Genomic DNA, 17,809 nt, shown 5'->3' with positions numbered 1-17,809 from the left:
GGCTAGGAGTTAGCGACTGCAACTCACCCGTGCGGCTTTCAGTAACCCTAGGCAGGTGACCGTTGTTTCTTTAACCTCAAACGGTCAGGTCTAATATTGCGGATAAAATGCCGGGTTCCGCCGTCGGTTTGAGCTGAAACCCGACCCGCTTGCACAGGCGCTGCATGCCATGGTTCTCAGCCAAAATTTCCCCCGTCAAGCGGTGCAGCCCTTCTGCGCGGGCTACCTCGATCAGGCGGTTCAGCAGTTCGGTGCCAAAGCCCTGGCCCTGGTAGGGGTCGGCTATCAGCATGGCAAACTCGGCCTCGGGCAGTGCGTACTTTTGGGTGAGCCGACAGACGCCGATAATTTTGGGATCGGGGCTGCTCATTTCGGCCACCAGAGCGATCTCACGATCGTAGTCGTTAAAGCAGATGCGGGTGAGGCGATCATGAGCGATGCGGGTGCTGTGCTTGATGGCGTGGAAGTAGCGCAGGTAAACGCTCTGCTCAGACACCATGTCGTGGAAGGCGGTGATCAGCGGCTCGTCTTCGGGGCGGATGGGGCGAATGGTGACACCGTCGCGCCCCGGCCAAACATATTGGGTGGGGTAGGGGCGAATGGCTAGGCGGGCTGGCGGTGAGTCTGGAGCACGCAGTATCACCCGAGCATCTAAGGCCAGCAGTCTGTCAAACGAGGCAATTAGAGGGTTGATATCAATAGAGGCAATATCGGGCTGCTCTGCCACTAGCTGGCTAAAGCGCACTAAAAGCTGCTCTAGGGCATCCAAGTCCACAGCCTCTCGACCCCGCACTCCCTGGAGAGCTTTGTAGATTAGGGTTTGCTCCATTAGGCGACGGGCCAGGGTGCTGTTGAGGGGAGGCAGGGCGATCGCGCTATCCTGAAACACCTCGACTAGCTGGCCGCCGGTGCCAAACAGCAGCACCGGGCCAAACTGCGGGTCTTGGCTGCTGCCCAAAATCAGCTCATAGCCATCGACGCGAATCATCGGCTGCACAGTAACGCCCTGGAAGTGCTCGGCTCCGGCTTTTTCGGTCACGCCAGTGCGGATGCGTTCAAAGGCCCGAGCGACGGCATGGCTGTCGTCGAGGTTGAGCTGCACACCGCCCACGTCGGTTTTGTGGGTGAGGGTGAGGCTGTAGAGTTTGAGGACTACCGGGTAGCCAATTTGGTTGGCAGCGGCGATCGCTTCCTCCACTGTCGCCACCACCTGCGTCGGCACCACCGGAATGCCGTAGGCCGCCAGCAACGCCTTTGACTCAGTCTCGGTGAGAAGCGAGCGGGCTTCAGCCTGGGCCGTTTGCAGAAGGGTGGCAACAGAGGCGCGATCGATGCCGTGGTTGGTGGTTAGGGTCGGGGTTTCGTAGAGCCCCTTGAGGGCGTAGCTGTGCCGCCACAGCAGCCCAAACAGCCGCGCCGCCAAATCGGGGTAGCGATAGGTGGGTATCCCCGCCCGATTGAGAATGTCTTCGCCGGCATCAACCTCAGCTCCTCCCATCCAGCTGGCTAGAATAGGCTGGCTCGATTCGCTGCTGCGCCAGGTTTCGACTACCGCCTGGGCGGTTTTGGTCGGGTCGGTCATAGCCTGGGGGGTGAGCACCACCAAGCAGCCGTCGCTGTCGGGGTCGGCCAGGGTGGTCTTGAGCGCCTCGGCAAATCGGGCCGGTTCCGCGTCCCCCAAAATGTCGATGGGGTTGCCGTGGCTCCAGTGGGAGGGCAGCGCCCCATTTAAAGCCTCCACGCTAGCGACAGAAAGCTTCGCTAGGGTGCCCCCAGCGCGAATTAACGCGTCTGTTGCCAGCACCCCGGGACCGCCTGCGTTGGTGATAATGCTCAGGCGCGGGCCCCGAGGGCGCGGCTGCTTAGCGAGCACTTCGGCGGTATCAAATAACTCGTCGATGTGGTCAACCCGCAGCACGCCGCAGCGACGAAAAGCCGCATCCAACACCGCATCGCTGCCCGTCAGCGCCCCAGTGTGGGAGGCCGCCGCCTGAGCCGCCGCCTGGGTGCGCCCCGCTTTAATCACAATGATTGGCTTGCTCAGGGCCACCTCCCGCGCCGCCGACAAAAACGACCTGGCATCCCCAATCGATTCCATATAGATGACGATGCTATGGGTGTGAGGGTCGTCGCCCAGGTAGTCGATCAGGTCGCCCCAGCCCACGTCGAGCATGGAACCCAAGGAGATGAAGGCGCTGAAGCCCACGTTCTCCCGCAGGCTCCAGTCGAGAATGGAGGTGCACAGCGCCCCGCTCTGGCTGATAAAGCCAACGTTGCCTTGCCTCGCCAGGTGGCTGGCAAAGGTCGCATTGAGACCGGTCAGTGGATTTTGAATGCCCAGGCAGTTGGGGCCAATCAGCCGCATACGACCCGCAGCGATCGCCTTAATCTGCCGCTCTAGCTCAACGCCCTCGGCACCAATTTCCTTAAACCCCGCCGAGAGAATGATCGCGCCTCTGACCCCGGCATCCACACAATCCTGCACCACGGCAGGCACCCCAGGGGCAGGAATAGCAATGAGCGCCAAATCCACCACTTCGGGGAGAGACTGGATGCGATCGAACGCCTGAACGCCCAGCACATTGCGCCGCTTGGGATTAATTGGGTACACCGTGCCGCCAAAGGGGTGGCGAATCAAATTCCACAGCACCGTGCGGCCCACGCTGCCAGGGCGCTCGGTGGCCCCGATCACCGCCACCGACCGGGGAGCAAAGATGGGGTCGAGGGGATGGCTCCCGGTTTTCCAAAGATCCATGACTGGGTCGGGGCGGGTCAGCATGGTCAAAATCCTCACGTGGTTAATACACGACCTTGGGGTTCTCTCCCAGAGAAGGACAGAAACGAACCAGCGTCATCCCCTCCAGGGAGGGGTGAGCTAGCCCAAAGCCCAAAAAGCGTTGCAAAGGCCATGTCGGCGATCGCGGCGGCATAGGGGACTTTCTTAGTGACGGTGAACAGGCCACCAGTAGTCTGCTAAGCCAAAGATGACAGGTTATTGGGATTTCAGGGTCAAGATTTGCCTCAAACCGTATACCTCAAACCCTAAACCCTAAACCGCAATCCCTAGGGCAATCCCCTAACTCCCCAGTAAAAGTAGCTGGCCTGGATCAAGGTGCACATACCAAGGAAAAGGCCGCTCCTTCAATTCAGCCCATCTGTCTTTGAAGACCTCTGCTTGAAGGTAATAATCGTCGAGGCCAGATGGGGGGCTGCCCAGCTTGAGATAGAGGCTAATGCGGTGGGGCGTTTCGCTGGTCCAGGCAATCCAGCCGGGAAAGGTGTTGGGCTGGGTAGGCTGCTCTGGGAAAGTCAGGCGATGGGCGCGAATGCCCACATGGGTGTGGGCGGGCAGCACCGGCTCCAGAGTTTGCAGGGTGCAGCACCAGTCCAGCGCGGTTAGGGTGTGATCGCCCTGGCGTTGCAGAGCTGAGACGTTTTTGCAGCCGGTAAGCTGAGCCACGGTCACGCTGCCGGGGCGGTCAAAAATGGCTTGTTTTGGCCCCTCGGCTTCGATGCTGCCCTCCGAGAGCACTAGCAAGCGCTGACACACCCGGTAGGCTTCTTCCAAATTGTGGCTGACAAATAGAGTGAGGCCTTGGTAGCTAGTCAGGGTCTTGAGCAGCTGCTTTTCAAGTTCGCTACGCAGGTGGGCATCGAGTGCCGAAAAGGGCTCATCGAGCAGCAGAATTTCGGGGTTGGGAGCCAGAGCGCGAGCCAAGGCCACCCGCTGTTGCTGACCGCCAGAGAGCTGGTGGGGATAGCGATCGCCAAACCCAACCAGCTGCACCTGCTGAAGCTGCTCAGCTACCTTACGGGCGATCGTCACTTTCGACTCGCCCCGCAGTCCGTAGGCAATATTTTGGGCCACCGTCAGATGGGGAAACAGAGCGTAATGTTGGAAGAGATAGCCGACTCTGCGATCGCGGCTGGGTAGATTAATGCTCAACGCTGAGTCGAACAGCACCCGCCCGTTCATCACAATGCGCCCACTGTGGGGCGTCTCTAGCCCCGCTAGACATCTCAAAATTAGGCTTTTGCCTGCCCCCGAGGCCCCCAGTAGCCCCAGGGGATGGCGATCGGTGGAAAAGGCTACATCTAGGTTAAACCTGGGCAGGTGGTGGGTGAGGTTAACGGAGAGGTGAGGGGGTTGAGGGGTCGGGTGTAATGGGTGGGGCGTAAGGGGTAGACGTTGACGGTTGAATGGCTTGTGCAAGGTACGGCGAACTATGGCCCAGCCTCGATCGAGCCACCGCAGGGCTGGCCGCCTAGCGCCTTGGGATTGCCAGCGGTTCATCAACACCAGTCCGCCTAGGGAAATAGCCAAAATTACCCCAGTCCACAGGGCGGCTTCGTGAAAGGCCCCAGCTTCCACAGCGAAGAAAATTGCCATGGGCAGGGTCTGGGTTTTGCCCGGAATATTGCCCGCCAGCATGAGGGTAGCCCCAAACTCACCCAGAGCACGGGTAAAGGCCAGGGCGGTGCCGGCCCCAATGCCGGGCAGGGCCAGGGGCAGCGTAATGCCCAAAAACAGCTGCCACTCCGTTGCACCCAAAGTGCGGGCGGCCTGCTGCACGGAGCGATCGATCTGCTCTAGGCTACCCAATACGGTTTTGTACATCAGCGGAAACGCCACTACCGTCGCGGTGATCACCGCTGCATACCAGGTAAACACGACGTTGATGCCGGCTGTCCCCATTAGAACCCCAAGGGGGCCATACCGACCCAGCAGCAGCAGCAGTAGAAAGCCCAGCACCGTAGGGGGCAGCACCATCGGGGCCAAAAACAAGCTGTCTAAGAGCGATCGCCAGCGACCCCGATAGCCCTGCATAAACTGCGCGGCAGCGATACCTAAGACAAACGCTAGCAGAGTAGCGATCGCAGCAATCCGAAGGGAGATCCACAGGGGAGAGAAAGTCATGGCAGATTTTGCAGCCGTAGGATGGCAGGCCGTTACGGAGCGACAACCCCAAAGCCAAATTCCTTAAACTTGTTTTGGGCGGCAGGGGTCTGCAAAAACGCGATCAATGTCTTCGCGGCGTCGGGGTTAGGGCTATTGCTGACGACTGCGATCGGGTAAACAATCGGCTGATGAGTCGCCGCGGTCGCCGTAGCCAACACCTTAACTCGCTCCGAGAGGGTCGCATCGGTGGCATAGACCATGCCCACGTCGGCGTTGCCGCTTTCTACAGCGGCCAACACCCCCCGCACGCTGTTACTAAACACCAGCTTGGACTGCAAGGCCTCCAGCAAATTTAGCTTGGTAAACACTTGCTCTGCGTACTGCCCTGCCGGCACGCTGCGAAACTCGCCCACCGCAACAACGCCCACCTCAGCATCTTTAAGTTGGGCAATATCTGTAACCGCAAGTTGCGACTGAGCTGGGGCAATCAGCACCAGGCTATTCGTCAGCAGATTTTGCCGAGAATCCTTTAGGACTAATCCCTTCTCTGCTAGCGCATCCATCTGTTTAGCAGCGGCAGAAAAAAAGATATCGGCTGGGGCACCCTGTTCAATTTGCTGCTGTAGGGCACCCGAGGCACCAAAGTTATAGCTAATTTTAATCGTGGGGTAGGCCGCATGAAATTGCGGGGTAATGGCCTCTAGGACATCTTGCAAGCTAGCCGCCGCCGATACGGTGAGTTCGACCGGCTGCGCTGGGGTTTCGGAACGCTGAGGTGTCGAAGCAGAAGGACCGCAGCCGGCGGCAAATAAAGCGATCGCTAGACCCCCACAAACCCGAAGCAAAAATCTACGGTCCTTGATTGAAGACATAAAAATCCCCCTCCTCCAGTGGTGACGTTGTTGAGCATAGGTCAGCGGTTCAAAGAACACATATTGTCTTCAGGCTAGCCCCTGCGGTGCAATAGACTACGAGGTGGCGATCGCCGGAAAATCTACCTGCAAGAGCTTCACCTATCTGACCATTTGCCATCAGTTTTTTCGATCCCACTGACCCCATCATTGCTTAGGATTCTCTAGAGACTTCGCCAAAGCTGTCGCCTACCCGTTCTATTCCTATGGCCTCTCCCGTCGTCATCGTTACCGGCTGTTCGTCGGGCATTGGCAAAGCGCTATGTCAGGCGTTTCATCGACAGGGCTGCCGGGTTGTGGCCACAGCCAGACGCCTAGAGGCAATAGATGACTTAAAAGCCCAAGGCATTCTTACCCTGCCGCTCGATGTCACCGATTCGGTGGCCATGAATTCGGTCATTGACACCGTTTTAGCCCAGATCGGTCGAATCGATATTTTGGTCAACAACGCGGGCTTTGGCCAGTTTGGTCCGCTGATGGATCTCAGTCCGGCGCAGATTCATGCTCAGTTTCAGACCAATGTGCTAGCCCCATTTGAGCTGATGCAGCAGGTAGCTCCGGTGATGAAGGAGCAGCGATCGGGCACCATCGTCAACATCGGCAGCATCTCGGGGATAGTTACAACGCCGTTTTCTGGAGCTTATAGCGCGTCAAAAGCAGCCTTGCACAGCCTGTCGGAGGCGCTGCGGATGGAGCTGGCTCCGTTTGGCATCCACGTGGTCACCGTGCAGCCCGGTGCCATCCAGTCGAACTTTGGCCAGGCTGCGGATCAGGGATTGACCGGGGTGCTCTCGCCAGACTCGTGGTATGCGCCCCTGGAGTCGAAGATTCGCGCCAGGGCGGTGCTGTCTCAAGCCAATGCTACGCCTGTCCACGACTTTGCCGAGCAGCTAGTGGCACTGGTGATGAAGCCTCATCCACCTACGACAATTCGACTAGGGAGAAAAAGCAGGTGGTTGCCGTTGCTCAAGCGGCTGTTGCCGCCCAAATTAATGGATTTTCTGCTCAAGCGACAGTTTGGGCTCACACAAATGCCCCGATGAGGGAATGCCAAGCAGCTTCAAAGCTTCTCACTTCAACAAAGAGGCTTCGGTATCTTTAGCAATATTCGTCTACAAACCTCGCTGTCAGCTTAGCCATGCGGGCCGCTGTCGTTACGGCTATTTAGCTCTCAGCCCTCATACCTAAATTATCTACCGCCAAAGTTATTGAAGAATACTCTGTCAAGATCAAGGGGATAGACTTCTGGTCTTGGATTGTCCTGTAGGCGTTGATGTTGCAGCTCATTTTCCGGTTCTATTCTGAGTTAAACGATTTTCTGCCTGCCGATCGCAAGCAAGTAGAGTTTGCCCACGAGATTAACGAGCCCGCTGCTATTAAGGACGTAATCGAGTCCTTGGGCATCCCTCACCCAGAAGTGGATTTAATTTTGGTCAACAGAGAGTCTGTTGGCTTTGGCTACTTGGCTCAGGATGGCGATCGCATCGCTGTCTACCCCTACTTTAAGCAGCTTGATGTCGGCCCGATTTCGCTGGTGCGTCCTCACCCGCTGGCCACTACGCGGTTTGTGCTGGACGTGCATCTGGGCAAGCTAGCCACCTACCTACGGCTGTTAGGGTTCGATGCGCTTTACCGCAACGACTATGAGGATGGTGACCTAGCCCACCTTGCAAACCGAGAACAGCGCATTCTGCTCACCCAAGATCGGGGTCTCTTGAAGCGCAGTATTGTCACCCACGGGTACATTGTTCGCTCCCACGTACCAGAAACCCAGACCCGAGAGGTGCTAGAGCGGTTCTGTTTACAGAATGCCATTGCGCCCCTAGAGCGCTGCCCCCGCTGCAATGACACCCTGCTGCCGGTCGAAAAAGCCGAGATAGCGGCTCAACTTCCGCCACTCACCCGCCTGCATTACGACGAGTTTGCTCGTTGCCAGGGCTGTGATCAGGTCTATTGGAAGGGGGCTCACCACGATCGCATTCAGCAGCTAATCAACCGCGTGACCCAACCAACGCCCCCATAAGCTTTATTTCGATAGAGTTTTAGATTTTAGAGAAAGATCTTCGCTCTAATGTCAATCTCACAGCCGCTCAATGCTGGCCAAAAATCACCCCTGAAAATCAGGTATTAAAATCGATGCTCTCTTCTATTGGATTCATGTCTCGCATTGGAAGTAATCTCGTCAGTTTGACTGTTTTATCGCGATCGTGCTTATCGCCGTTCGCGAGCGATCAGGACACCGCATTAGCCAGGAGACAATCACTACCCACGTTCTACCTATCATCCGTTAGAAAACCAGTGCTACCAGATCTAGGCATACTTACAGACAATGGCTGGTTAGGAACGAAGCCTATCCCCAATCAATCAGCGAGTAGGTTTTCGCGCAAGGTTGTACCAGGGTAAGTGGTGCGGTAGCGTCCGCGCCGCTGGAGTTCTGGCACCACTAAATCAACAAATTCTTCAAAACAGCCAGGGGTGTAGGTGGCCACCAGCATGAACCCGTCAGCACCGCCTTCGTCCATGTAATATTCCAAAGTGTCGGCAATATCAGAAGCGGTGCCCACAGTAATAGGCATACCCATGCCCATAGCGTAGTAGAGGGCAGCTTCTTTCACGGTAATCGGGTCGCCACCCTTGGCGTAGATAATGCTCTCAAACAAGCCCTGGATGCCGGGGATTTCGATGTTCTGCACGTACTCGTCGAGATCGTAGGTGGAGAAGTCGGGGCCAAAGTGACCTGAGATCCAGGCGAGGGCACCTTCGAGGGGAATATTGGCGCGAATTTGCTCGTACTTTTCTTGGGCGTGGGCGCGGGATTCGCCGACGATGCACTGCAAGCCGTAAATCAGTTTGACGCTACCGGGGGGACGGTTGAACGTTTTCACCAGTCGCTGATTCAGGTCATCGCTGTACTGCCGCATGCGATCGACGTTGGGATGGACGGCAAAAATAGCTTCGGCATGTTTGGCGGCAAAATCTCGCCCGCGATCTGAGGAGCCAGCCTGCCAGAGTACTGGACGACCCTGGGGCGATCGGTAGCAGAAGGATCGCCCTTTGCTGCGGAAAAACTCGCCCTCAAAGTTGATCTCCTTTACCTTGGCTGGGTCGGCAAAAATACCGCTGTCCTTGTCGGCAATGATGGCGTCGGGTGCCCACGAATCCCACAGCTGATAGCAAAGTTCCATATACTCTTCCATGCGCTCGTAGCGGTGGCCGCGATCGCTCATTTCGGCCCCGTAGGCATCCCACTCGCTTTTGGAATAGGAGCTGACAATGTTCCAGGCGATGCGCCCATCGGAAAGATGGTCGAGGCTAGAGAGCCGCCGGACCATGGAGTAAGGATGCTCGAAGGCAGTGGACAGCGTCACCCCGACCCCCAGGTGTTTAGTCGCCGTCGTGATGATGGGCACCAGAGTAGATGGCTCATGGGTAGGGCACTGCACCGCATATTTCACGCAAGCATCGGAGCTTTTTTCATAGTTGTTGTAGGGGGCTAGCTCATCGGCAATAAACATGGCATCAAATAGCCCCCGCTCCATGGTGCGGGCCATATGTTGCCAGTAGGGTGGGCGGCTCCAGTCCCAATTAACTTTGTCTTTAGGATGTCGCCACATACCGGTGGCGTGACTATTTACTCCATGTTGAATGAAGCCTAAAAGATGGGCCTGCTTTTTCTGAGATGCCATAGAACCTGCTGTGTACTCAAAGAATAAATTCGATTAAAGATTTGACAGTGTAGTGATGAAAACCTGCATCACCAATGACGACCTCACCACCAATAGAGCATTTTTTCTCAGCACCTTATGGTGAGTTGTCGAAACCCAGACCTCTTCAAGCATCGTTTTTATGTTTGACAAGGTTATGTTTTGAGATGCTTATAGGAGCTGATTTTGAACACCATGTCCAAGGAAATCTCTACAAGCTCTTACAGAATTGGCTTGTGCTGTCCCTAAAAAATATTTCAAACTACTTGGGACTTGAGGTCTCTTTGTATCGCTGAATGTCGAGAGCCATAAAGTAGATGATGCCGATGGGGCTAAGCAAACTAAGCACTGGTCCAACATAAAGAAAATAGGCACCAAGCCCATAGGACCAGATCACAACGGCAGAGGCGATCGCCGCTAGAATAGCTCCGACGAAACCCTGGGTGAAAGTGTCACGAGTGTCTTCCTCCTCTGAGGAGTAAGTTCTAACCGCATCACGTAAAACCTCAGCCATCCCTTTAATATAAAAAAAGGAGATGACAAGGCCAATAAAGAAGAAGATCGCCGTCTCGGTAGAAACAAAGAAGCTGGGTTCGGTAGAGCTAGCTGAGCCTGTTGTAGCGAGCGATCGCCCCTGAGCGGCGAGAATGCTAGTAGCGATCGCAATCAAGAGATGCCTATTTGATTTTCCAAGAAACTTCAGATTAAACGAGGGCTGCATGGACTTCTCCGCAAGGTAAGAGGATAGAAATCAGTTTGATGAGGTATCGCTAATTGTTAACCGGAATGATTGGGTTGACGGGAGCAGAGTCATCCGAAATATCTGCAACCTCTTTGAGGCGATCGTAGTCGAATCGATTTTGATTTTGGAATCCTAGAACTAATGGGATAATTGCGCTAATGACCAAAATGGCAATGCTGCCTGGCAATTCACCATAGGCAAAGTGAATGGGCATCCCGATCGCGATCGCCGCAACGGTTCCCCAGAAAAAACCAGCCGCTGTCATTCGATCCCAAAAGACCGCCAGCATAAACGGAATTAACACAGCGGTACGAATCGCGTAGGTTGTCAAAACAATGGTGACGAAGTCAACACCGCTTAACACAACTAGCGTCGCAATCAGGGCGGCAATTACCATCGATAGCCTGGTGTAAGAAAACAGTTTGTGCTCAGAAATATTGGGAGAAAAAGGCTTAATCACATCAACAGCTGCAATGGACGAAATTGCCGAAAGAGAACCATCAATGGTCGAATAACAGGCCGACAAAATCACGAATACATAGCTTAGAATCAGCCAGGTAGGCAATCCGATGTGAGAGATAACAAACGGTCCAACAGCGGCAGCATCGCCGTTTAGATGGGTTGCCAGATCCACATTAAGAGCAATACCCACAAGTCCTAAGATTCCGAGACAAATAGGAATAGGGTAGAATAACGCGCCAGCCCAAAAGAAGGTACGGCTTACTTCTCTCTCCCTCAAACCCCAAACAACTTGCCAAAAATCCTGCCCAACGACGGTAGCCGTGATCAGGCCAAGCGCCAGGGTGATACCAAAGCCAACTGCGGCCTCTGGACGAGCCACTGACAGAAAGTCAGTGCTTTTGCTAGCAACTGTTTGCCAAACAAACTCAGCTCCACCAACCTGGCTTAATACGGCAGTAACGACAAAAGCTGTCGGCACGGTAATAAACAGTGTTGTCAAAGTAGAGGTTGAAATAGAAGCCCACAGCCCGCCCAAAACTGTATAGGCTAAAACAATGATTGCCGTAATGATAGCTACTGTACCCTGGTCAACCCCAAATACAGTTGAAATTACGAGCGAAGTGCCCTTCAAGTTAATGATGATGGCTAGCAAAGCGCCAAACAACAAACCCGCTGTCATCACAACACGTGCTAAACCTGCTCCATCAAAGCGGGAACTGATAAATTCTCCAATCGTATAGCCGTGCGGCATTTTAGCTCTCAATCGTCTAGCAAATGGAATTATAAGTATTACCGCTAGACCGTTGGGAACAGTAAACCACCAAAGCCCAGAAGTGCCATAGGTGTATGTCATTGCAGAGGACATCATCACGGCCATCGCCCATGTCCAAATTGAAATGATGCCTGCCACTCCAAATCCAAAACCCAATCTTCGACCAGCAATCACAAAGTCGTGGGTGTTTTTGACAAGGGTGACTCGCACATAGTTCGCTAGGGCAAGCAAGATAAGCCCTAATGCAATTAAGGTAAAAATCCCTTGTGCTGGCGTTAGTGACGCCTTCACAAACTCAAACTCCTGCATAAATTCTTTCCTTCACTTAGCTTTAGACAAAAAATGACTGCAATAGAATATAGATCCGCTGCGCTAACAGTGTCGCCTCGGTCTAACTCCTAATGCTTATTATGACGAATTTGCAACGGATAAAGACTTTCAAGGCCTCAGCTTAAATCTGCCCTCTAACACATTTCAAAGTGGACAAGAGCTGCTCTAAGCAAACTAAAACCTATTTTATCAGAAGACACAAAACTCCTGAATACCAAGCTTTTGGCACCATGCGGCTTTCTCCGAGTCATCAGCCTGGGCGATATTAACATTCTGCTTTTGTGCAAAAAAGCATCTGGGGTTACAATTGCCTGCCATTCAGAATCAGAGGATCAATCTTCACCTTAAATCTAACTAGTCATCTTCACCCGTCAGTAAGATCCATAGCTCTTGCAACAGGGGAATTATAGAAATATTGAATATTTGATTACTCAAGGTTTTTGCCTAAGGATAGTTACAACATTTCAGCTTGGATTATTCACTAAAGTTAAAATATATTACAAATGTATCTCAATTTATTTCTAATTTAAGTCTAATCGCTGATTGTCTTAAAGCTCAGGTCAAAGGTTTAATCTCAACCTTATAAGTAATGCTTCAAGACGCTCAAGGCTTGTTGGTCACCACTGATTCTGTTCAAGCGGTGACTGCTATTGACCAATTTATCGACCAGGCGCTGACCTACGGCGACCAGGCAGAGACAACGATTCTCAAGGCGGTTGAGGCAGACGGCAACTGTGCGATCGCCCATGCCTACGCGGCCGCCTACTACCTCAGCCAAGAAAACCGCACCGATCGCCTGCGCGCCAGACCTTACCTCAACCGAGCGCTAGCCAGGTTAGCGTCAGTCTCGCCGCGAGAGCAGGGCTATATTCACGGTATTGCGGCTTGGGCTAAGGGCCACATCCAGCAAGCGATCGCTTATCAAACTGCTCTGGTACAAGCCTTTCCGCAGGATTTGCTGGCGGTGCAGCAGGCCCAGTACCACTACTTTTATCAGGGAGAGAGCCAGGGGTTGTTAGAAGTCGCCCTAGCAGCTCTCTCGGCACATCCCGAACACCCGTTGCTCTACAGCATGGTGGCCTTTGGCTTGGAGCAGTGCCACCAGTATGACCAGGCCGAAGCGCTGGGCCGACGGGCGACAGAGCTGCGCCGCCACAACCCCTGGGCGCACCACGCCGTGGCCCACGTGCTTGACGTCCAGGGTCGCCACCGCGAAAACATTGACTGGATGGAGGCTAACGCCGATACCTGGCGCGGCTGTAACTCGATGCTTTACACCCACAATTGGTGGCACGTGGCCCTGGCTTACCTGGCCCAGGGCGACACCGCCACGGTGCTCAGGCTCTATGACCAGCACGTGTGGGGACTGGCCCGCAGGCACACCCCCAAAGACCAGGTGGGGGCAATTTCGCTGCTGCTGCGGCTAGAGCTAGCGGGGGTATCCGTGGGTAATCGCTGGCGATCGCTGGCCAAACCGCTGCGATCGCGCCTACAAGAGCATGCCCTGCCTTTTCAAGACCTGCACTATGTCTATGGCCTGGCCCGAGGCGATCGCAATGACTACGCCGCCACCATGATCGACGACATGGCCCGCTACGCTCATCGCCAGGATGAACTCACCAAAGCACGCTGGCTCAAGCTGGCTGTTCCCGCAGCTCAGGGGTTAGTGGCCCACGCTAATGGGGATTGGGCGAGGGCGATCGCCCACCTGCGCCCCGTGCTGCCACACCTCTACCGCCTGGGAGGCAGCCACACGCAACAGACCTTGTTTAAGCAAGTCTATCGTCACGCTGTAGAGCAGCAGGCCCAGGCTCCGCAGCAGTTTGCCCTACGGCAGGCGCTGGCATAGCGCAAAGGTTTGAGGTTTCGGTTCCCGAGGCCGAGCAGAACCTCAACATTCAAACCGTTTTTCCTAGCTCTGCCTTTTCCATCAACAAAATCTATTAATTTCACAAAAAAGACTATTTGCTCTTATCAAACCACCTTCGTAGGATCAACTCATAGGGTTAAAACCCTGGCCATTACTGCAAACCGGTTTGCTGCTGTTCTATCAACACGGCATGGCGAGGGTGCATTTTGGTTGAATCCTGGAGGTTGTGATGAAAAGCCGTCGAGAAGAATTTTTTCAGCGGGGGTGCCGCGATCGCGATGCGGGTCTACTGCCCAAAAGCACCGATGCCGCCTATTGGGATGGCTACCGCTCGGGTAGACCGACAGGCCTCGATGAGGTAATTCGCTACTTTCCAACGCTGGAGGCTTTTTTGGCTTGGCGGGGACAGGGTGTAGAGGGCTAAAAAGATAGGGAATAAGGTGTAGGGGGTCAATTTACTCTCTACACCTCACCCCCAACTCCTTTACTCCCCTCATACATCGCCAAAACCGGCTCATAGGTGCCATAGTCCACTGCCGCAAAGCGCTGGATTCCAGCCTGGGCAAGCTGCTGCTGCAACGTGGCGTCGGGCTGAAGGAGTGCTGCTTGCCAGGTTTGCATCATGTCCTGACCCAACCGTTGAGCGATCGCAATGGACGGCATGGGAGAGGGGCCGAGGCTAGTAATAATGCGGATTTTTTGGCTGAGGACGGGGTCGTCTCTCAGAGCTTGGTCGAGCACGGTGCTGTCGATCGCAGCGCAATCAGCCTGGCCTGTGAGAATGGCGTCGAGCGATCGCAAATGACTCCCCGATTCCAGCTTCTGCTTAAAGAATCCCCAGTCCAATGCTCTCTGGTGCAGCTCGTAGCCCATTCGGCTGTAGCCGCTGTGAGAGCCGCGATCGTTGTAGCAAAATACCGTCTGAGCCAGGTCGTCCCAAGTATGCAGGGGGCGATCTCTCCGCACCACCACATCCGAAAAGTACACCGGCTGTCCGCCATAGCGAGCCTGCCCCATCACCGGAGCCACCAGGGGCCGCAGCTGATGGGGCACCCGCTGAGCATAGCGCATCAGGGGTAGGCCGCAGAGAAAGAGCAAATCCCAGCGATCGCCCACCAGCTCTGAATCGGTCAGAGGATCATCGGCTCCCTGCACCACATCCACCGAGCAGCCCAGGCGACGACCGAGGTAGTCACCCACGGCTCGATACAGCCAGAGCAGATTGGGGGAGAGGTAGGAAACACCGCGCATGCTAAAACAACCTCGGTCGATAGCGAATCAAACTCAAAAGCTCCTTCTTGAGGGTAGTTGTCATAGAGATTTAAAGAGTAGAGAAATTCCACCAGGGCGCTAGGTTCGATACAGGCACAGCCTAGGTCTTTCGTAGCCGCACCAAGGGATTGGTCCAACCGGGGGAGGGCGCTACATTGCCGGTACGGCGCAGCCCGTAAGCCACGCCGTCGCCAAACCACTGAATCAGCTGCACCAAGGCAATCAAAATGACCACCGTGTACACCATCACCCGCGTGTCAAAGCGCTGGAAGCCGTAGCGAATTGCTAGATCGCCTAAACCGCCACCGCCTACAACCCCAGCCATCGCCGAGTTGCCCACCAGACTGATCACCATCAGGGTCAGGCCCAACACCAGAGCGGGCCGCGACTCGGGAATCAACACCTTACGAACGATATCCCAGTGGCTACAGCCCATAGCTTCGGCGGCTTCCACCAGGCCTGGGTCAACTTCGAGGAGGGCAGTTTCAGCCACGCGGGCAAAAAAAGGAATGGCTGAGAGGGTAAGAGGTACTAAGGCGGCGGTGCTGCCAATGGTTGTGCCAACGATTAAGCGGGTGAGGGGCAAGATCGCCACCAGCAAGATGATGAAGGGTAGCGATCGCACCCCATTGATCACCCAACCCAGCCCCTGGTTTACCAGTGGGTTCGGCAAAAATTCCCTGGCCCCCGTAATCACCAGCAGCAGCCCCAGGGGTAAGCCAAACACCGCCGCCAGCAGCGACGAAACGCTCACCATATAGAGCGTTTCAAGGGTTGCTGTCCACAAATTGCTCAGCAGCTGTGCGTCCATCCTGTACCTCCACGGCAAGATTGAGCTGAGTCAAATAGTCGAGGGCAAGGTACCGCTCTGGCCCCGCCAGTTCGATCTGAAACTGCCCCACCGGCTGACCCCCAATGGTTTCAATGGCCCCATTAAGAATGTTGGCCCCTACGTTGAACCGCTGCGCCAGGGTAGCCATAAACGGCTCGTTGGCCACCTCACCCCGGAAGGCAACGGTAACCAGCAGCGCGTCAGGTCGCGGTTGGTAGCCCGTCAGCCGAGGAAAAAAGTCCTGCGCTAGGCGGGAGTGAGGCTGGGCCGCCAAGTCAACCACCCTGCCGCGCTCAATGACTTTACCCTGCTCTAAAATGGCGACGCGATCGCAGATCCGCTTCACTACTCCCATATCGTGGGTAATCAGCAAAATGGTGAGACCAATTTGCTGGTTCAACTTCTTCAGCAGCGACAGAATAGATTGAGTAGTCTGGGGGTCTAGGGCCGAGGTTGCTTCGTCCGACAACAGCACCTTGGGGTCGGCGGCTAAGGCCCGAGCAATGCCCACCCGCTGTTTCTGCCCTCCAGACAGCTGGGCGGGGTAGCTATCGCCCTTGCCCTCTAGCTCCACCAGCGACAGCAGTTCTGCCACCCGCGCCTTGATGCGCAAACGGCTATAGCCCATCACCTCCAGGGGCATGGCAATGTTTTCAGCAGCAGTGCGCGAGCTCAGCAAGTTAAAGTGCTGAAAAATCATGCCCATCTGCTGCCGCGCCCGACGCAGGTCGCTACCCGACAGGGCGGTAATGTCTTGGCCAGCCACAATCACACGGCCAGAGGTAGGCGTTTCTAACCGGTTAATGCAGCGAATTAGGGTGCTTTTGCCAGCCCCGCTCTGACCGATCACCCCAAAAATTTCTCCGGCGTTAATCTCTTCGTTAAAGGTGTCGAGAGCCACAAACGACCCGTACACCTTCCGCAAGTCTCGAATCGTAATCATGACCCTACCTCAGGGAGCATTAAAAAACCGGGATCACTGCCCCCTGGTACTTATCGTTAATAAACGTTCTGACCTGATCAGAGTTCAGCAGCTGAGCCAGTTTTTGAATATTTGAATCATTTTCCTGCCCACTCAGCACCACCAGTCCATTAGCGTAGGGGTTGCCGTCAGATTTTTCCAGCGCCAGAGCATCTTTAGCGGGGTTTAACCCTACTTCAAGGGCATAGTTGCCGTTAACTACGCCAATATCTACATCGTCTAGGGCGCGGGGCAACTGTGCCGCCTCTAACTCCACCAAGCTGAGATTTTTAGGATTGGCCTCAATGTCTTGCTTGGTGGCACTGACCCCCGCTCCGCCTTTGAGAGTGAGCAATCCGTTGTCCTCTAGCAGTTTGAGGGCGCGCCCCAGATTCGTTGCATCGTTGGGCACCGAGACCTGCGCCCCCTCTGGCACTTCGCTTAAAACCGTCACTTTCTTTGAATAGAGCCCTAGGGGTTCTAAATGAACCCCTTTTACAAATACCAAATCTAGCCCCCGCTGCTTAGCAAAGTCTTCCATGTAGGGCACGTGTTGAAAGTAGTTGGCCTCCAGTTGCCCATCGTTGAGGGCGGTGTTGGGCAGCACGTAGTCAGAGAACTCGACAACTTCAATGGTCAGACCTTCGCTAGCGGCCAGGTTATCTCGCACGTAGGCTAAGATTTCGCCGTGGGGCACAGGGTTTACCCCCACTCTGAGGGTGTTACCGCTAACATTGCCACCGCCCGATCGAGTAGCACCGCAGCCTGCGACCATTGTGGTGGCGGCAAAGGAGCCGGCCATAAGCAGAAAAAATCGACGATTCATTTGATTGGACAAGGGGCACCATCCATACATTTAGAATCTAGCTCTCCAGTCTATAACCCTAATTCACTAGCGTCAGTTGCCCGAGCTACAACTAAGACCTTGAGCATTTTTATGCGGAATAACGATTTTTTGTAGAAGAAGGAAGAAACCCTGCCTGCGATAGGCGTAGAGATTTAACCCGACCTTTACTACTAAGTCTCCACCGAGCCCGTGGTTGGCACAGACAG

The 17,809-nt window shown here is 54.9% G+C and carries 14 protein-coding genes; 4 read left to right on the top strand and 10 right to left on the bottom strand.

Features of this window, described 5'->3' with window-relative positions; translation table 11 throughout:
* Nucleotides 1–76: 76 nt before the first annotated feature.
* The 3 genes from H6F59_RS11020 to modA form a co-directional block, all read right to left on the bottom strand.
* Nucleotides 77–2,779 (bottom strand): bifunctional acetate--CoA ligase family protein/GNAT family N-acetyltransferase, encoded by a 2,703-nt coding sequence (locus tag H6F59_RS11020; RefSeq protein WP_190698965.1) that lies wholly within the window; start codon nucleotides 2,777–2,779, stop codon nucleotides 77–79.
* Nucleotides 2,780–3,076: 297 nt separating this feature from the next.
* The gene (gene modB, locus H6F59_RS11015; protein ID WP_190698960.1) at nucleotides 3,077–4,918 is read right to left on the bottom strand and encodes a molybdate ABC transporter permease subunit; all 1,842 of its coding nucleotides are present in this window, start codon (nucleotides 4,916–4,918) and stop codon (nucleotides 3,077–3,079) included.
* Between the two features lie 32 nt (nucleotides 4,919–4,950).
* Nucleotides 4,951–5,772, bottom strand: a complete 822-nt coding sequence (gene modA, locus H6F59_RS11010) for a molybdate ABC transporter substrate-binding protein (protein WP_190698949.1) — start codon at nucleotides 5,770–5,772, stop codon at nucleotides 4,951–4,953.
* A 245-nt stretch (nucleotides 5,773–6,017) separates the two neighbouring features.
* Here modA and H6F59_RS11005 point away from each other — a divergent pair, with 245 nt between their 5' ends.
* Both H6F59_RS11005 and H6F59_RS11000 read left to right on the top strand, forming a co-directional pair.
* Entirely contained in the window at nucleotides 6,018–6,854 is an 837-nt protein-coding gene (locus H6F59_RS11005) for an SDR family oxidoreductase (protein ID WP_190698946.1), read from the top strand.
* A 230-nt stretch (nucleotides 6,855–7,084) separates the two neighbouring features.
* Nucleotides 7,085–7,834, top strand: a complete 750-nt coding sequence (locus H6F59_RS11000; RefSeq protein WP_190698943.1) for a Mut7-C RNAse domain-containing protein — start codon at nucleotides 7,085–7,087, stop codon at nucleotides 7,832–7,834.
* 337 nt (nucleotides 7,835–8,171) lie between these two features.
* Here the strand turns inward: H6F59_RS11000 and H6F59_RS10995 are convergent, their stop codons facing one another.
* The 3 genes from H6F59_RS10995 to H6F59_RS10985 all read right to left on the bottom strand — a co-directional run bounded on the left by H6F59_RS10995 (nucleotide 8,172) and on the right by H6F59_RS10985 (nucleotide 11,800).
* Nucleotides 8,172–9,497 (bottom strand): LLM class flavin-dependent oxidoreductase, encoded by a 1,326-nt coding sequence (locus H6F59_RS10995; RefSeq protein WP_190698941.1) that lies wholly within the window; start codon nucleotides 9,495–9,497, stop codon nucleotides 8,172–8,174.
* A 280-nt stretch (nucleotides 9,498–9,777) separates the two neighbouring features.
* Complete coding sequence (locus H6F59_RS10990; protein ID WP_190698938.1) at nucleotides 9,778–10,236, bottom strand: hypothetical protein; 459 nt, start codon at nucleotides 10,234–10,236, stop codon at nucleotides 9,778–9,780.
* Between the two features lie 49 nt (nucleotides 10,237–10,285).
* Complete coding sequence (locus H6F59_RS10985) at nucleotides 10,286–11,800, bottom strand: sodium:solute symporter family transporter (RefSeq protein WP_190698935.1); 1,515 nt, start codon at nucleotides 11,798–11,800, stop codon at nucleotides 10,286–10,288.
* Nucleotides 11,801–12,410: 610 nt separating this feature from the next.
* On the opposite strand from H6F59_RS10985, the gene H6F59_RS10980 reads away from it, so the two are divergent.
* Both H6F59_RS10980 and H6F59_RS10975 read left to right on the top strand, forming a co-directional pair.
* A complete protein-coding gene (locus H6F59_RS10980; protein ID WP_190698932.1) occupies nucleotides 12,411–13,670 on the top strand; it encodes a tetratricopeptide repeat protein in 1,260 nt (419 codons plus the stop codon).
* Nucleotides 13,671–13,920: 250 nt separating this feature from the next.
* Nucleotides 13,921–14,115: a hypothetical protein gene (locus H6F59_RS10975; RefSeq protein WP_199325723.1), complete on the top strand. Its 195-nt coding sequence runs from the start codon at nucleotides 13,921–13,923 to the stop codon at nucleotides 14,113–14,115.
* A 38-nt stretch (nucleotides 14,116–14,153) separates the two neighbouring features.
* Here the strand turns inward: H6F59_RS10975 and H6F59_RS10970 are convergent, their stop codons facing one another.
* From H6F59_RS10970 to H6F59_RS10955, 4 genes are all read right to left on the bottom strand, one after another.
* Entirely contained in the window at nucleotides 14,154–14,942 is a 789-nt protein-coding gene (locus tag H6F59_RS10970) for a phosphate/phosphite/phosphonate ABC transporter substrate-binding protein (protein WP_190698926.1), read from the bottom strand.
* 121 nt (nucleotides 14,943–15,063) lie between these two features.
* Entirely contained in the window at nucleotides 15,064–15,774 is a 711-nt protein-coding gene (locus tag H6F59_RS10965) for a methionine ABC transporter permease (protein WP_190698923.1), read from the bottom strand.
* On the bottom strand, nucleotides 15,731–16,738 hold the full coding sequence (locus H6F59_RS10960) for a methionine ABC transporter ATP-binding protein (RefSeq protein WP_190698920.1): 1,008 nt from the start codon (nucleotides 16,736–16,738) through the stop codon (nucleotides 15,731–15,733). Before H6F59_RS10960 ends, H6F59_RS10965 begins: the two co-directional genes overlap by 44 nt.
* Before the next feature lie 19 nt (nucleotides 16,739–16,757).
* The gene (locus H6F59_RS10955; protein ID WP_190698906.1) at nucleotides 16,758–17,582 is read right to left on the bottom strand and encodes a MetQ/NlpA family ABC transporter substrate-binding protein; all 825 of its coding nucleotides are present in this window, start codon (nucleotides 17,580–17,582) and stop codon (nucleotides 16,758–16,760) included.
* Between the last annotated feature and the right edge of the window lie 227 nt (nucleotides 17,583–17,809).

This window comes from Nodosilinea sp. FACHB-141, from assembly GCF_014696135.1.
In the GTDB taxonomy this organism is placed as follows: domain Bacteria; phylum Cyanobacteriota; class Cyanobacteriia; order Phormidesmidales; family Phormidesmidaceae; genus Nodosilinea.
This window is presented reverse-complemented; position numbering and strand designations above follow the sequence as displayed.

Excerpts from the sequence above, each read along its gene's own strand:
- H6F59_RS10990 (WP_190698938.1), bottom strand. The coding sequence starts at position 10,236 with ATGCAGCCCTCGTTTAATCTGAAGTTTCTTGGAAAATCAAATAGGCAT.
- modA (WP_190698949.1), bottom strand. The coding sequence starts at position 5,772 with ATGTCTTCAATCAAGGACCGTAGATTTTTGCTTCGGGTTTGTGGGGGT.
- H6F59_RS10960 (WP_190698920.1), bottom strand. The coding sequence starts at position 16,738 with ATGATTACGATTCGAGACTTGCGGAAGGTGTACGGGTCGTTTGTGGCT.
- H6F59_RS10970 (WP_190698926.1), bottom strand. The coding sequence starts at position 14,942 with ATGCGCGGTGTTTCCTACCTCTCCCCCAATCTGCTCTGGCTGTATCGA.
- modB (WP_190698960.1), bottom strand. The coding sequence starts at position 4,918 with ATGACTTTCTCTCCCCTGTGGATCTCCCTTCGGATTGCTGCGATCGCT.
- H6F59_RS10980 (WP_190698932.1), top strand. The coding sequence starts at position 12,411 with ATGCTTCAAGACGCTCAAGGCTTGTTGGTCACCACTGATTCTGTTCAA.
- H6F59_RS10995 (WP_190698941.1), bottom strand. The coding sequence starts at position 9,497 with ATGGCATCTCAGAAAAAGCAGGCCCATCTTTTAGGCTTCATTCAACAT.
- H6F59_RS10955 (WP_190698906.1), bottom strand. The coding sequence starts at position 17,582 with ATGAATCGTCGATTTTTTCTGCTTATGGCCGGCTCCTTTGCCGCCACC.
- H6F59_RS10975 (WP_199325723.1), top strand. The coding sequence starts at position 13,921 with ATGAAAAGCCGTCGAGAAGAATTTTTTCAGCGGGGGTGCCGCGATCGC.
- H6F59_RS11005 (WP_190698946.1), top strand. The coding sequence starts at position 6,018 with ATGGCCTCTCCCGTCGTCATCGTTACCGGCTGTTCGTCGGGCATTGGC.
- H6F59_RS11000 (WP_190698943.1), top strand. The coding sequence starts at position 7,085 with ATGTTGCAGCTCATTTTCCGGTTCTATTCTGAGTTAAACGATTTTCTG.
- H6F59_RS10965 (WP_190698923.1), bottom strand. The coding sequence starts at position 15,774 with ATGGACGCACAGCTGCTGAGCAATTTGTGGACAGCAACCCTTGAAACG.
- H6F59_RS10985 (WP_190698935.1), bottom strand. The coding sequence starts at position 11,800 with ATGCAGGAGTTTGAGTTTGTGAAGGCGTCACTAACGCCAGCACAAGGG.
- H6F59_RS11020 (WP_190698965.1), bottom strand. The coding sequence starts at position 2,779 with ATGCTGACCCGCCCCGACCCAGTCATGGATCTTTGGAAAACCGGGAGC.